This is a genomic window from uncultured Mobiluncus sp. (assembly GCF_963511525.1).
GTDB lineage: Bacteria > Actinomycetota > Actinomycetes > Actinomycetales > Actinomycetaceae > Mobiluncus.
The window spans coordinates 107902-123274 of the sequence record NZ_CAUPIY010000001.1 but is presented as its reverse complement, the minus strand read 5'-3'; the positions used below and the strand labels follow the sequence as shown (position 1 = coordinate 123274).

The window sequence follows — 15373 nt, the reverse complement described above, 5'->3', positions numbered from 1 at the left end:
CCTTTGACAGAACTGGAGTTGAACATTGAGCGAAGAACAATACGATGTAGTGATTTTAGGCGGCGGAAATGGCGGTTACGCTTGTGCTTTGCGAGCAACTTCTCTGGGAATGAGCGTCGCCATGGTCGAGGCGGACAAAATCGGCGGCACCTGTCTGCACCGCGGATGCATTCCTACCAAGGCTTTGCTGAGGGCGGCGGAAGTCGCCGATACCGTGCATGAGTCCCTGGATTGGGGCATTGGCTCTGCCTTCAATGGTATCGATATGGCTAAAGTGCTGGAGTTTCAGAGCGGAATCATCAACAAAATGCATCGTGGCTTGTCCGGGTTGATTAAGAGTCACAAGGTCGAGTTCGTCAACGCCCATGGCGTGCTCAGCGGGGTCGATACGGTCACCGCTGGTGACCGTGTGCTCAAGGGCAAGAACATCGTTTTGGCCTCCGGTTCGGTCACCAAGACTTTGGGGATGAACCTGGGCGGACGCATTATCGGTTCCGAGCACGCTCTGTTCCTCGATCATGTTCCCAGTTCAGTAGTGATTTTGGGCGGCGGGGTCATCGGCGTCGAGTTTGCCTCCGTGTGGAAGTCTTTCGGGGCAGACGTCACCATCGTTGAGGCTTTGCCGCACCTGGTGCCTAACGAGGACGAGGACATTTCTAAGGGATTGGAAAAGGCGTTCAAGGCTCGCGGGATTAAGTTCATGACCGGGACCCGTTTCCGGGATGCCGCTGAGGACGGTTCCGGCGTGACGGTAAACACCGAAGACGGTCAGAGCCTGCGTGCTGATTACCTGTTGGTGGCGATTGGGCGCGGCCCGAACACAGCGAACATGGGTTACGAGGCACAGGGCATTCCGATGGATCGCGGTTTCGTATTAGCTAATGAGCGCCTGCACACCGGTGTGGGGAATATTTATGCAGTCGGGGACATTGTGCCTGGTCTGCAGTTGGCGCACCGCGCGACGATGCAGGGGGTCTTTGTGGCTGAGGAAATCGCGGGGCTGAATCCGCGCGTTGTGCCCAACGACAACATTCCCCGCGTGACGTTCTGCGAACCGGAAATTGCCTCCGTGGGCTTGACCGAAGCGAAAGCCAAGGAAGTCTACGGCGCGGACAATGTCATCTCGAAGCAGTCCAATATGCTGGGTAACGCGAAGTCACAAATGCTGAAAGCGGCTGGTTTCGTGAAACTGGTCCAGGTCAAGGACGGTCCGATTGTGGGCTTCCACGCTTTGGGGCAGCGTATCGGGGAACAGATTGGTGAAGGTCAGCTCATTGTGAATTGGGAAGCTGATGCTGACGATTTGGCATACCTGATGCACACCCACCCGACCCAAAACGAGATGATTGGTGAAGCGGCGATGGCTTTAGCTGGCAAACCGCTACACGGCTGAAACTTCGGGAAAAGTCAATCAAAGGAGAAAGACGAAATCATGGCTCAATCAGTTGCAATGCCCGCACTCGGAGAATCGGTGACCGAAGGTACCGTCACGAAATGGCTGAAAAATGTTGGCGACACCGTCGCCCTGGACGAACCCCTCCTGGAAGTCTCCACGGATAAGGTCGACACGGAGATACCCAGTCCCGTTGCTGGCGTGCTGACCAAGATTTTGGTTCCAGAGGACGAAACGGTCGATGTGGGTACCATTTTGGCTGAAGTCGGGGATGCTTCTGAAGTCAGCGCCGCCTCGGCGGCCCCGGCAGCACCGGCGGTTCCTGAGCTGCCGAATCCCGAGATTCCTTCTACCGTCACGGCTGGCAGCGACGGCGGCGCACAGGTCGAGTGGTCCTATCCGGCAGTTCCGCCGATTCCTCCGAAGGCTGAGGAGGTTCCGGCTCCCCCGGTTTCTCCAGCCGCACCGGCCGCCCCTGCTGCGCCCGCGGCTCCGGCGGCTGCTGCACCGGCGGCACCCGGAACGGGTCAGCCCATTATGATGCCGGCCTTGGGCGAATCCGTTACTGAAGGCACCGTCACGAAATGGCTAAAGAACGTCGGCGACGCCGTCGCCCTGGACGAACCCCTCCTGGAAGTCTCCACCGACAAAGTCGACACCGAAATCCCCTCACCCATCGCCGGCACCATCACCCAAATCGTCGTCTCCGAAGACGAAACCGTAGACGTCGGCACCATCCTCGCCTACGTCGGCGGGGAAGTTTCGGCTCCCGCCGCGCCGGTTACGCCCGCGGCACCCGCTGCTCCGGCGGCTCCTGCTGCTGCCCCGGCGGCTCCCGTTGCTCCCGCAGCTCCGGCCGCGCCCGCTGCCCCTGCTGCCCCGGTAGCCCCTGCTGCCCCGGTAGCCCCAGCGGTTCCTTCGACACCTGCTGACAACCAAGCAGAGTACGCCACCCCGATTGTACGGAAATTAGCTGTTGAAAAGGGCGTGGACCTCAGCAAGGTACACGGCACCGGAGTGGGTGGACGTATCCGCAAGCAAGATGTTTTAGATGCCGCGGGCAGCGTTCCGGCCCAGCCGCGGCCTCCCGTGCCACCCACAGCTCCTGCGGTTCCTCCCGTTGTACCAACGCCACCGGCTCCCGCAGTTGCGACGCCGCCGGTCCCGCCGGTCCCGCCGATTCCACCGGCTCCGGCCGCTCCAGTTTCGGTCCCGCCGAGTGCTGCACCTACGGGCGGAGCACTGGATATGGCCCGCCTCGCCCAACTGTTTGCCGAGGTAGCCGAGGCATTCGCGCATAATCAAGGATCCGCGCCAGCGCCGCAAGCCCCGGTTCCTCTGGTGGCACCCGCTGCCCCGACTATTCCAGCTCCCCCAGTACCTCCGGTACCCCCGATTCCCCCGGCGGCACCCGCTGCCCCAGCTATACCGGCTCCCCCGGTTCCTCCAGCGGCTCCGGCTGCGCCCGCGGCTCCGGCCGCTCCGGCGGCTGCTGCACCGGCGGCTGCAGGAACAGGTCAGCCCATTAAGATGCCGGTCTTGGGCGAATCCGTCACCGAAGGCACCGTCACGAAATGGCTAAAGAACGTCGGCGACGCCGTCGCCCTGGACGAACCCCTCCTGGAAGTCTCCACCGACAAAGTCGACACCGAAATCCCCTCACCCATCGCCGGCACCATCACCCAAATCGTCGTCTCCGAAGACGAAACCGTAGACGTCGGCACTGTACTGGCCTACGTGGGCTAGAGCCGGATTTCACTCTGAAACTGGCTCATTCGAGTCGGACCACCGAAGCAATCTTCCACGGATTGCCGGATAACAGAATCTCAGATTCCGTATCGGGAATCGCCGCGATTTGGTGGCGGTTCCCGATACGGTCAATTTGGGTGTATGCACCTTGCGTGAGTGTCACCTGCAGACGCACCGAACGCGTATTCTTGCCGGCGCTGCCCTTATTGCCCGCCACTATAGTCGCCGACTTCACCGCGGTGGACAGGCCCTCAACTTGGGCTTTGCTGGCCTGCAGGGCGGCCAGCAAACTCGCATCGGCGGACTCGGCTATCGAATCTTTGACACTGAGTTTTTCCAAAGCCACCCGATCCTGGCGTGTCAGGGCCGCATCGCGTTTAGTCAGCAACAGCTGCAGGATTTCCTGGGCCGAGGCATCATCCGTGATGGGATCGCGCAAGTTCGGGGTTTTCGCTTGGCTGTCAGGGGAATTGGGTAACAGGTCAGCCGGTGGCGCAACTGGTGACGTGCTTTCAGGAGCTGCCGGATCCGCGAGTCTTTCTGATGGAGCCGGCGCTTCGGCCTGGGTCGCAGAAGGGCGGTGCGGCGGGGTCGACGTCTTGGCGCCGCCTTTTTTCCCCGCGACGGGGCTGGGCGCGGCGCTATCCGTCAAAAGCGCCGCCGCGCTCGGTTTTGCAGACGGGGCGGGCAGCGCTTGGGCCGCGCTGGGCAACTCCGCCAGCCGTGGGAACAGGACCGCTCCCAGCGCCAGCGTGGCTCCTGCCAAAGCCGGCAGTCCCCAGCGTAATATCGGGCTGGTCGGACGTGTTTCGCGGCGTTGGCGCCGCCTCGGCGTCGGGCGGCGCGACGGCGAAACCAGCTCGGTGGCCACGTCGCGTCCGGCCGCCCGCATCCGTGCCGCCATCAGCTCCGACCCGCCCAACAGGTCAATGCCACAGCACGGCAGACTCTCCCACGCCTCGGCAAGTTCCCCCGCGCTGGGTCGCGCGCTCGCCACCGGGTTCAACGCAGCTTTCAATAGACCCGCGTCCATCCCCAATGCTAGCAGCACCTGCGCCATCGCATACACATCACCGGCTTGATTCACCGCCACAGACGTCCCGGCAGCAACAGCGGATGCAGCCTCCGGTCCAGAGGATTCTCCCGCCGCGGTGCTCCAGGTGAGCCCCTCCGTTTCCGGCGCGCTAAACGCCCGGGTCGTACCCACGTCACCGAGCAGGTCTACCAGAACCACCCGGCCTTGTGCCGTCACCATCAGATTCGCCGCCGAAACGTCCCCGTGACTCAAACCGACCTCGTGCAGCGCCGCCAAACCTCGAGCCAGGGACAGCGCGATGAAGTTGACCTGCGGCGTACTGAACTCGCGTCCCGCCCGCAACACTTCCAGGTCTTGCCCGTCCAGATACTCAAAAATAGCCACGTAGCGGCCATCGGTCAGTTTGCGCAACTCGTGGAGTTTCAGCAGGTTCGGGCACGATACCTTTCGCAACGTCCGCAGTCGGGACTCCAGCTGAGCCGACAGCGTGCCGCCTAACAGCTGCAGCGCGTGGGTACCGCCCTGGTCGTCTACCACCCGCCACATCGGGCCGCTTTTACCAAAACCAACCGGTTCATATAAGACATAACCAACAAGTTCCATAACTCAATATATATCTAAGTACGACAACAAAAATCAACAGACATTTTCAAACCTGTGGATAACTTTAGGCACGGCGGCAGAACTCGGTTTACCCCTGCGGCAAAAATCCCCTAAGATAAAGGCGATGGCTAAGAAAAACAACTCTGCGACCGGGGGCGACGCGTCCGGGAAGAAACGCAATATATTCCAAAACTTAAAGGACTCCTTCACCATTGTGAGGCGGTCTTTCCCGTGGATTGTGTGGGCGATTTTGGCGACGCTAGTCGTGGCGGAAGCCTTGACCGTGTGGTACATGATTGTGGGCAAACACTGGATCATGGGGGCAATCACCATTGTAATGGTGCTGATGGTCGTGCCGATGGCCTGGATCTCCGTGTTTCTATCCCGGGCTATGCTGCGTCAGATTGAAGGCATGAAAGGCTGCGTCGGAGCGCTGCGCCAGCTGCTGCGCCGGTCCTGGTTTGCCGAGGAAGAGCCCGTTGCGGTTAATAAGGATCAAGACTTAGTGTGGCGTTTTGTAGGTCCCCGCGGCATTTTCCTGGTCAGCGAGGGGCCGCATACTCGAGCCAGCAAGCTGCTCAACGATGAGGTGAAAAAGACCACGCGGGTCGTCGCTCAGGTGCCGGTACACGCCGTGGAGTGCGGCACCGAAGAGGGACAGGTACGCCTCGAACACGTGATGAAAACCATGTATAAAGCTCCACGTGCTTTGAATCGAAACGAGATTCCTGCGGTGCAAAAACGTCTGCTGGCGATTCACCGCAATCAGGGGCTGCCCATTCCGAAGGGGATTGATCCTTACCGGGTTCGCCCTAATCGGCGCGCTTTGTACGGATAAAATTTCCTTCGCACCAGCCCCGGATATACGGGGCGTAAAATTATTACAATTTCAAACTTTTTATGCGCTAAGACTTGCATAAAGTTGCAAGGCTCTGTAAATTTATACCGGTAGTTCATTTATACGACCGTCGACAAGGAGAATCTCATGCGTCGTCTTCCCGTTGCCATGCTTCTAGCTGCAGCCTCTCTGGGCTTAGCCGGATGCTCCACCGCTTCCACCGGAAACGCTGGTGGTGACGATGCTGCTAATCAATCCGGCTCGGCCACAGCTTTTGACTTTTCGACCATTAAGCCTGATCCCAAGGTCGAGGAGCTGGTTCCCGCCGACGTAAAGGAACGCGGAGTGCTGCGCAATGGCGCTTCTACCAGCTATGCCCCGGCGGAATTCCTGATGGAGGACGGCACTACCCCCACCGGCTACGAAGTGGATATGGTAAAGGCTATTGCCCTGACTATGGGTCTCGAGGACGGCACCACCACTACCGAAGCGTTTGGCGCGCTGCTGCCCAAGATTGGCACAACTTACGATTTGGGGGCCTCGTCGTTTACGGTTACGGAAGACCGCGTCGCCAACTACGACATGCTGGCTTATATGGATATGGGTTCCCTGTTCGCGGTGGCCAAAGGCAACCCGCAGGGCTTTGACCCCAAGGACGTATGCGGCAAAACCATCGGGGTACAGACCGGTACCCTGCAGGAAACGGAACTGCTGCCGAAAATGAGCAAACAGTGCGAAGAGAGTGGCAAACCGCCAGTCGTCATTCAAAAGGAAGAGTTGCTGTCTAACGTGTTCCCGAAGGTCATTTCGGGGCAATACCAAGCCATGCTCGCCGACGATCCAGTCACGACCTACTACGTGAAACAGACCCGCGGTCAGATGGAGCAAATTGGCCAGATTCTGGACCCGAGCCCCATCGGGATTGTGGTGGATAACAAGAATCAACAACTGTCCGCCGCCATTAAAGCGGCGATGGATTCCCTGCTGGCCTCGGGCAAACTGCGGGAAATCATGGATAACTACGGCGCTGGCGCGGGCTTGTACGACGCGGTGGAACTGAAAACTTCCGTAGGAAAGTAGCACGGCGCCCGCAGTCTTTTGACGTCTCACTTTCTGCCCCGGGCTTCTGAGTGAAAACCGCATCGGCGAAACTGTGCAAAGTAAACGAATCGAAGGAAGAAAACGCATGAGCGAAGAAGACCTAAAATTCAACCATCCCCGACCGGTGTTCCGTTTGGGCAGGTGGGTCAGCGTGGCGGTGGTCGCGCTGGTGGTGCTAGGACTGGTCAACTCCCTTTTCACCAACCCCAACTACCATTGGGAAATGGTGTGGGCATACTTGACGCATCCGAACTTGATTAAAGGTATCGGTTTCACCCTGGCGCTGACGGTGGGAGCAATGACTATCGGTGTCACCCTGGCTATTACCATGGCGGTCATGCGCCAGTCTCCGAACCCGGTGCTGAAAGGCGTTGCCTGGTTCTATATCTGGTTCTTCCGCGGCACGCCGATTTACACCCAGTTGATTTTTTGGGGCTTGTTGCCGACGCTGTACCCCATGATTATCTTGGGAATTCCTTTTGGGCCCCAACTGTTTGCGGTGGAAACGAAACTCGTGCTAAACATGTTCTGGTCAGCCATGCTGGGACTGGGCCTGAACGAAGGCGCCTACCTGGCTGAAATCGTGCGCGCCGGACTGAACTCGGTCAATCCCGGACAGTGGGAGGCGGCTACCGCACTCGGCATGAAACGCGGCATGATATTGCGCCGCATCGTCATTCCCCAAGCCATGCGTGTCATTGTCCCGCCCACCGGCAACGAAACAATCTCGATGCTGAAAACGACTTCCCTAGTCTCGGTGGTGCCGTTTACCTTGGAGCTGAACTTCCAGGCTCAAAACCTGGGACGCCTGACTTTCATGCCGGTGCCGATGATGATTTGCGCCGCCATTTGGTATCTGCTCATTACCTCAATCCTGATGGTGGGCCAGTACTACCTCGAGAAATATTTCGGCAAGGGCTTCAACACTCAACAAGCCGCCACCTCGACGCGCAGCAAAACTCTGAGCGCAGCCGCAACGACGAAGACGCTATTGGATGTGAAATCTTGAGTAACGATTTGATGACGAACAGTTCTCTGGACACTACAATTCCCGAGGGTATCGTCGACGCTTTCCCGGATTTACAGCCGGGGGATCTGGTGCCCGCTCCCGCAGACGTGGCGGACACCATGGTGTCTTTGCGCAATGTCCACAAGTACTTCGGTCCCCTGCACGTTTTGAAGGGCATTGACTTGGACATTCACAAGGGCGAGGTCTGCGTTCTCATTGGACCTTCCGGATCGGGTAAATCAACAGTTTTGCGCTGCATTAATCAGCTGGAAACCATCACTTCGGGTCGGATCTACCTGGACGGGGAGCTGCTGGGTATGTCCGAGGAAAAGGCTCCCCTACCGGGACGGAGACGCTCGTGGTACCTGAAAACCGGCGCTTTGACGGAACGCAACACGGTACTGCGCGAACTGCCCGATAAAGTCGTGTCCGCCCAACGGGAACGCATCGGCATGGTATTCCAGCGCTTCAACCTGTTTCCCCACAAAACCGCCCTGGAAAATGTCATGGAGGCCCCGGTTCACGTTTTGCGAAAATCCCGGGACGAAGCTACCGAACAGGCTCGGCAGCTGCTCGATCGGGTCGGCTTGGGCGACCGAATGGAGCACTACCCTTCCCAACTATCTGGCGGCCAGCAGCAACGAGTGGCGATTGCCCGCGCTTTGGCGATGGATCCTGAACTGATGCTGTTCGACGAACCGACTTCCGCTCTCGACCCTGAACTGGTCGGAGAAGTGCTGCAGGTCATGAAAGATTTGGCTCGGGACGGCATGACCATGATGGTGGTGACTCACGAAATTGGTTTCGCCCGCGAGGTCGGTCACACCTTGGCTTTCATGGACGAGGGGCAAATCATGGAAATGGGCAGTCCCGCCGAGGTCTTGGATAATCCCCGCGAGGCCCGCACCCGCGAGTTTGTCTCGAAGGTGCTATAGGCCAAACCACGCCTGAATCAGCTCGGTTCCACCATTTGCCGCCATGCCAAAGCCTATGGCCAGCGACACTGCTGCGACTGGAATGGCTGTCAGGAAATCCACTAGCGCGTGCTGCTTGGTGAACTGGGTAGCCAGGACGATAGACACGGATATCAGCACAAAAATCGTGCGTAGCCACCACGGCATTTGACCGGTCGCCACGGCCGCGAAAGCAATCATCATCGAAGTGGAACAGTGCAGGCTGGGGGCACAATTGACCCCGCGATAGCTGGTCTTGTACACCAGTGCCAACAGACGCTCGGTCGGACCCTGCCCCAGCTCCTGACGTTGAAAAGTCGTGGGAAATGCGAGGTAGGCTGCAACCGAGACGACCACGCAAAATATCCACGCCATCTGGAGCGCCACCCAGTTTTCTGGTGAAAAATAGTAGAGCCAAACCGGGAATATCACGATGAGCGGAAACCACAGCACATACGGATAGACGAAAGCGGGAATGCGCGGAATGCGCTCATCCAGGCGGCATTGAGGATTATGAAACACGTGCTGAAAACGCTCCGAGCCGAAGTACAGGATAATCTGCAACAACAGGACGGCGGCCTGGATAATTATCAACTTGGTTAGGGTGTTCACGTTTCTATAGTTTTCTGTTCTGCAGATTTCTGGGACTGTGTCGCGTCATTGATACTGAGCGGGTGAACTCAGCTAAGCAGCACGGATTCCAGCTGTTCGCGGGCTTCTTTGGAGGTACGCGGTTGAGCTCCGGGCACCACCGGCCAATCTTCCAGGCGTCGATCCGACCACAGCTCAGCTTTCCAACCGGCGGTCGGGCTGCCGGTGGCCATCGTGAGTGAGCAGTTTTGGCAAGGAAACTGCGCCAACAGGTCGAGGGTCAGTCCCTCGATGCGGTTTGCGCCCCACACGCGCATAATCGCGCCGTGAATGACTGCAGCCACGGTGGCCTGCGGATCGTCCTCCAGCCCGGCGCACAGCCGCGCAATGCCCCGGTCAAAACGCGCCAAGGTTTGCGCCCCGGTTTCCGCTCCGGACATCCGCCGGTCCAGGTCGCCGGTCACCCAGCCAATAGCAGTATTGAGGTATTCTCTGGTGTCCTGCTGGGTCGTGGACATTTCCAGCAGCCCGGCTCTCACTTCACGCAAATCCGGATCCACCTGTACGGGAAGGCCCAAGCTCTGAGCCAGCGGTTCGGCGGTTTGGCGCGCCCGAAGGATGAATGAGCTGGCCAAACGCTGCGGAGCCGCCCCCACCAACTTGTGATATTTATCAACCAAAGCCGCCGCCTGCTGGCGCCCCCTGGCGTTCAAAGGACGCCCCGGCCAGGCCGTATCCAAAGCCCCCGAGAGGTTCGAGTCGGTTTGCCCATGACGAATCAATACCAGTCGCAACGTTTTTCCTTTCTCACCCGCACCCAACCTTAGCTTGTTTTGCCGCCCCGGGTCTATTTGGCGGATTTGTTATCCAGTATCGCGTGCAGAATGGCCACAAGCGCCCCATAGATAGCCAAAGCTACCGGGAAAATAACCCAGCTCATGCCCCAGTTTTTACTGATGAAGCCGTAGGCAAGGAAAACCGCCAACACAATAAGCCAATAGGCTGTGGAAATGGGCTCGATAATCCGAGCGGAGCGCTTGTCCGGAGCCGCCACTGATTCCTCTTGTAAAAGCTGGCGCAAGGCTCTCATTGGAATGGACGCACTGATGAACAGGTAGACGGCGAAGCCGGCAACAGCGACCCCTGCGGGTACCAAACTGACCAGTGTAGTGGTATTACCAGAGGAATCTTCGCTCCACATTGAACCGAGCAACACCATGACAACGGCTGCCATACACAGTAATCCCCCGCCAAACAGTTTGGTGACATAGGTTTGATGGAATTTTTCCCGGCGTTGTTTAGCCATGCCATCCACCCCGTAAGCCGTTTCAAAGGGTTCCTTTTCCAGGTATTCGAATGGTTTAACTCGCATTCCATAGGCAGTGAGCGCAGCCACGCCGGTTCCTACCAGTATCACCATTCCCACCATACCAATGCTTAAGCTTAAGTTTTCCGAAAGTCTCACTCCCGGAAAATCAATGAGGAATGTAAACAGCACCAGAAAGGCAGCCCCAAAAATGCACAGCGCGGTTCCCCAGGCGGCAAGTTTGGAACTTTGTGTTTTCACGTCCAGCAAACCCACCGCTTCTTCCATGGAAACGACGCGCGGCGAGGAGGGGGAGGCATCACTGACGGCGGGTTCCTGAACAGATGTGGTAGCATCGGACATCTCCAGTTCGTCTTTGACCAGGAAATCCGTACTCACCGAGAAAATCTTGCTCATATCCAAAATTCTTGTAATGTCAGGTATTGATTGGGCGCTTTCCCACTTGGAAATCGCCTGCCTGCTGACACCTAACTCGGCCGCTAAGTCTTCCTGTGACCAACCGTTCTTCTTCCGTAGCTGAATGATTTTCTCTGCCATTATCATTTCTAATGCTCCTAACTTAGATTCTTTCGAGTGCCATCGCACCCTCAAATCATTGTGAGAAATTCCCCAGTTGCATTCCAGCACCTCCACCTTGAATCTAATCTATATTCCGCAACTTGTGGTTGCATTTTGCAGGTGAGCGGTTGCTCAGTTCTCTTCGGAGAGTCGGCAAGGGGTTATTCGTAAAAGATTTGTTCCACGACCCCGCGTGCCAAGCGAGCGGTGCGCATCCAGTCATCGGTTAAATCTTGGTGCGCCCCTTCTGCATAGCCCAGCAGCGCCGCGGTAGTCACCAAGAGACGATCGACGGGCAGCACATCGAGCTTTTTCCCGGTAGTCCGCCCTGAACCCAACACGTTGGCGGCGCGAGCGGTATTAGTACTTGCCACTAGCAATGTTCGGGAGCAGCAGGGTAGCAATTCAAATGCTCATCTCAATGAAATCTAGCCCCCCTCATACCAGGACATGTTTTCCGCAAGAATGTGCCAATAAAGTATTTTGTTTTAAGTCTTGACTTAATTGCTGGCGTAGAGTAATCTGGCAACAACGAGTTTGATTGCCTGGCATCCAATGAAGTAGCCGGCAACGCATAACCTAACCTCGAGGGAGGGACAATGAAGTTTACTGACGGCTATTGGTTGAATCGCGATGGATGGAAAGTATTTCACCCCCGCCAGATAGTAGACGTACAGGTGAAAAACGAAACGGTGAGAGCTGTCGCTTCCACCAAGATATTGAATAAACGCGGAGACGAACTCGACTCGACCCAGTTGACCATCAGCCTCACACCTGTATCCGACGGAATAATCAAAGTTAGGCTCGAGCACTACCGCGGTTATCTGGAACCCGAACCTCATTTTGCGCTTAACACTGAGGCTTTCGGGCAAGTACAAGCAGATAAAGAGCACCTACGTGCTGTGGTAATAGCAGGTGATTTACAGGCTGAAATTTCAGGCGCTGACGATTACAACCTCGTTTTCACCAGTCCTGACCACGAACTTACACGGTCAAAGTTACGGTGCGAAGGTATTGCGATTTCCCCGACAGGCGAAAAATACCTCCATGAACAGCTGGTAATACAGCCCGGAGAATCCGTTTATGGCCTCGGTGAACGTTTCGGACCGGTAGTGAAAAACGGCCAGATTGTGGATATGTGGAACGCAGACGCGGGCACCGCTTCCGAACAAACGTACATCAATGTTCCGTTTTACCTGACAAATCGCGGTTATGGAATTTTTGTAAATCACCCTGAAAAAGTTTCTTTTGAAGTCGCGTCAGAGGTTAACACGCGCGTTCAGTTCTCAGTTCCAGGGGAATTCTTGGAGTACTACGTCATCTACGGCCCTACCCCCAAAGAAATCTTGAACCGATACACGAAATTGACCGGTCGTCCTCCCCAGCTTCCTTCCTGGTCTTACGGATTGTGGCTCTCGACCTCATTCACCACCGATTATTCAGAGGATACAGTCAACAGTTTCATCGATCAGATGGAGCAACTTAGCATCCCCCTCTCGGTGATGCACTTCGACTGCTACTGGATGCGCCCCTCGCACTGGTGCGATTTCACGTGGGATCCGGAAAAATTCTCAGACCCGCATGGTATGCTGCGTAGGCTGCACGAACGGGGTATAAAAGTTTGTGTCTGGATTAACCCCTACGTTGGTCAACAGGGTGAAATTTGGCAAGAGGGGAAAGACAAAGGGTATTTCTTGAAAAATGCCGACGGCTCGGTGCGCCAGTGGGATCATTGGCAGTCCGGCATGTCGTGGGTAGACTTCACCAATCCTGACGCTAGGCAATGGTACAAAGAACATCTGAAAACTTTGCTTGACCAAGGAGTAGACTGTTTCAAAACTGATTTCGGCGAACGTGTCCCCACGGACGTAGTTTGGCACAACGGCGCTAATCCCGAACGGATGCACAACTATTACACTCACCTCTACAACCAGACTGTTTTTGAAGCCATCAAAGAGGTTCGCGGGCACGAGGAAGCCATCGTGTTTGCGCGATCTGGCACCGCTGGTGGCCAGCAATTCCCGGTGCATTGGGGCGGAGATAGCGAACCGACTTTTGAGTCTATGGGCGAGACTCTCCGCGGCGGCCTGTCGCTTGGACTGAGCGGATACGGGTATTGGAGCCACGACATGGGCGGATTCGAAGGAAAACCCAACCCGAACGTGTTTATTCGATGGCTGCCTTTCGGTTTGTTATCTTCCCACTCACGGCTCCACGGCTCGTCCTCTTACCGGGTACCTTGGATTTATGGGGATGCGGCAGTCAAGACTGCCCAGCGTTTCACCGCTTTGAAAAATCGCCTCATGCCTTACCTGATGACAATCGCTCGAGAAGCGAGCCAAACCGGGACCCCGATGTTACGCCACATGATACTGGAACATCCCGAAGACAGAGGTTCAGCAAACGTCGATACCCAGTACTATTTAGGTGACAAAATCTTAGTTGCCCCGGTGTTTACCGATGGAGGGACTGTTCAGTACTACCTACCGACCGCGGGTTGGACTAACTTTCTGGATGGCACCCGCAAAGACCAGCTTGGCTGGCATATCGAAACTCACGAGCTGGATTCTCTTCCAGTGATGATTCCAGACGGCACGGTGCTGCCTCTAGGCGCTAACTCGAAACGACCTGATTACGACTGGAACGAGGGCGTCTGCCTCTACATTTTCAATCCGCCACCGGGCGAAACTACGCTCAGAGTGCCCGGCCAGTATGACGATGAGTTGTTCCGCATTTCCCGCCAGGGTCCGGAAGTTGAAATTCTCAGCGAATCAGAGAAAACTTGGTCCGTTTGTGTTGTCACCAACCAAGATGTTCAGGTAGTCAGTGGCCAGGTAACTGATGAGTCTTTCTGTCCAGAAGTCGTTTCCGGGCTAAGAATACTGCCGCAAACCGGGCCAGATGTCGGTAACAAGCGTGTTATATCTTATCAATTCATTGAAACAAACAAGTAACTAATACGAAGGAGAGGACTATGGAAGTCAGTATGAGAAAGCGGGCTATTGCCTTGGCCGCCGCAGCTCTAGTAGCGATGAGCGGTGCCCTAACTGCTTGTAGCTCAGCAGGAGGCTCCGCCAGCAGCTCAGGGGAAATCGAAGTCTGGGATTATGAGGGCCAAGGAGTTTCCAATGAAGCAATGGAATCAGCCGTCAAGGCCTTTGAATCTGAGAATCCTGATTTAAAGATTAAACGCACCTCATTTGCTTTTGGAGATTTATCCAAATCTATCGTCCAAGGCGGTGTAGGTGGCGAAGTGCCTGATGTGGCCATTATCGACAACGTAGACAACCAGAATTTTGCTGCCCTCGGTCTGCTCCAAGACATTACCTCGGAAGTGTCTTCGCTGAAAGACGAATACTTCGAAGGACCGTGGAACTCTACGCAACTGGACGGCAAAACGTTTGGGCTTCCCATGAACTCAAATAACCTGGCTTTGTTCTATAACAAGACTATGTTTGCCCAAGCCGGTATCACGGAGCCGCCAAGTACTTGGGAGGAATTGGCCACCACAGCCAAGAAACTTGCTACCGGCGGAAAATCCGGCTTGGCGATTTCAGGTGTCAAGAATGAACAAGGGACTTTCCAAGTACTGCCCTTTGTTTGGCAAGCCGGCGGCGACATTGACAATTACGCTAAGTACGGTGGCGAAGCCTTGAGCTTCCTCAAAAAGATGATTGACGATGGCGCTATGTCCTCGGCCGTATCTAACTATTCCCAGGAAGATGCCCGCACCCAGTTCACGACAGGACAAGTGGCAATGATGGTCAACGGTCCGTGGGAGATTTCCAACCTAAAGGACGTTGACTTTGAGTGGGGCGTAGCTCCTTTACCGAAGGGACAACGTGTTGCGACAGGTCTGGGCGGTGAAAACATCGTGGCTTTCGCGAGTGCCAAGAACCCGGAAGGAGCACTGAAATTCGTGAAGTGGATGGCCTCTCAGAAGGGCGTTCAGACATTCTGCGATATCTCAGGACAGCTCTCACCCCGCCCGGATTTATCCGGAAAGTTGAAGCTATCCACCGATGCGAATATGCAAGTCTTTGAAAAACAAATGCAAGATACGCATGCACGCTCGTACGGTGAGAACTACAACAAGATTTCCGAAGCCGTTCAGCTTTCCATCCAGGAAGCTTTAACCGGAGCTAAGAGCCCTGAAAAAGCCGCTAAGGATGCTGAAACAACTATTTCTGAACTCTTGCCCAAGAAATAAAGTTA

General features: G+C 56.2%; 13 protein-coding genes. 8 read left to right on the top strand and 5 right to left on the bottom strand.

The annotated features are described in order from the left end of the window. The first annotated feature begins 25 nt into the window (after window positions 1-25). Window positions 26-1393: a dihydrolipoyl dehydrogenase gene (gene lpdA / locus RQ935_RS00530; protein WP_311496739.1), complete on the top strand. Its 1368-nt coding sequence runs from the start codon at window positions 26-28 to the stop codon at window positions 1391-1393. A 39-nt stretch (window positions 1394-1432) separates the two neighbouring features. Continuing rightward, window positions 1433-3139: a biotin/lipoyl-containing protein gene (locus tag RQ935_RS00525; protein WP_311496738.1), complete on the top strand. Its 1707-nt coding sequence runs from the start codon at window positions 1433-1435 to the stop codon at window positions 3137-3139. Between the two features lie 25 nt (window positions 3140-3164). Here RQ935_RS00525 and RQ935_RS00520 read toward each other — a convergent pair whose 3' ends face one another. Beyond that, a complete protein-coding gene (locus RQ935_RS00520; RefSeq protein WP_311496737.1) occupies window positions 3165-4781 on the bottom strand; it encodes a protein kinase domain-containing protein in 1617 nt (538 codons plus the stop codon). A gap of 124 nt (window positions 4782-4905) precedes the next feature. Between RQ935_RS00520 and RQ935_RS00515 the strand changes: the two genes are divergently transcribed. The 4 genes from RQ935_RS00515 (at window position 4906) to RQ935_RS00500 (ending at window position 8664) form a co-directional block, all read left to right on the top strand. Then, window positions 4906-5619 (top strand): DUF4191 domain-containing protein, encoded by a 714-nt coding sequence (locus RQ935_RS00515; RefSeq protein ID WP_311496736.1) that lies wholly within the window; start codon window positions 4906-4908, stop codon window positions 5617-5619. A gap of 147 nt (window positions 5620-5766) precedes the next feature. Further along, complete coding sequence (locus RQ935_RS00510) at window positions 5767-6699, top strand: transporter substrate-binding domain-containing protein (protein WP_311496735.1); 933 nt, start codon at window positions 5767-5769, stop codon at window positions 6697-6699. A 106-nt stretch (window positions 6700-6805) separates the two neighbouring features. Next, window positions 6806-7729: an amino acid ABC transporter permease gene (locus RQ935_RS00505; protein WP_311496734.1), complete on the top strand. Its 924-nt coding sequence runs from the start codon at window positions 6806-6808 to the stop codon at window positions 7727-7729. Further along, on the top strand, window positions 7726-8664 hold the full coding sequence (locus RQ935_RS00500; RefSeq protein WP_311496733.1) for an amino acid ABC transporter ATP-binding protein: 939 nt from the start codon (window positions 7726-7728) through the stop codon (window positions 8662-8664). The genes RQ935_RS00505 and RQ935_RS00500 overlap by 4 nt, the downstream gene beginning before the upstream one ends. On the opposite strand, the gene RQ935_RS00495 is transcribed toward RQ935_RS00500, so the two are convergent. From RQ935_RS00495 to RQ935_RS00480, 4 genes are all read right to left on the bottom strand, one after another. Then, the gene (locus RQ935_RS00495; protein ID WP_311496732.1) at window positions 8659-9294 is read right to left on the bottom strand and encodes a serine/threonine protein phosphatase; all 636 of its coding nucleotides are present in this window, start codon (window positions 9292-9294) and stop codon (window positions 8659-8661) included. The two genes, RQ935_RS00500 and RQ935_RS00495, sit on opposite strands and share 6 nt — an antisense overlap. A gap of 68 nt (window positions 9295-9362) precedes the next feature. Continuing rightward, window positions 9363-10067 (bottom strand): histidine phosphatase family protein, encoded by a 705-nt coding sequence (locus RQ935_RS00490; RefSeq protein WP_311496731.1) that lies wholly within the window; start codon window positions 10065-10067, stop codon window positions 9363-9365. A 53-nt stretch (window positions 10068-10120) separates the two neighbouring features. Next, window positions 10121-11233, bottom strand: coding sequence for a helix-turn-helix transcriptional regulator (locus tag RQ935_RS00485; RefSeq protein ID WP_311496730.1), 1113 nt, complete (start codon window positions 11231-11233; stop codon window positions 10121-10123). An 86-nt stretch (window positions 11234-11319) separates the two neighbouring features. Next, complete coding sequence (locus RQ935_RS00480) at window positions 11320-11532, bottom strand: hypothetical protein (RefSeq protein WP_307741762.1); 213 nt, start codon at window positions 11530-11532, stop codon at window positions 11320-11322. A 225-nt stretch (window positions 11533-11757) separates the two neighbouring features. Here RQ935_RS00480 and yicI point away from each other — a divergent pair, with 225 nt between their 5' ends. Next, the gene (gene yicI / locus RQ935_RS00475) at window positions 11758-14112 is read left to right on the top strand and encodes an alpha-xylosidase (RefSeq protein ID WP_311496729.1); all 2355 of its coding nucleotides are present in this window, start codon (window positions 11758-11760) and stop codon (window positions 14110-14112) included. 20 nt (window positions 14113-14132) lie between these two features. Beyond that, entirely contained in the window at window positions 14133-15368 is a 1236-nt protein-coding gene (locus tag RQ935_RS00470; protein WP_311496728.1) for a sugar ABC transporter substrate-binding protein, read from the top strand. Window positions 15369-15373 lie beyond the last annotated feature (5 nt).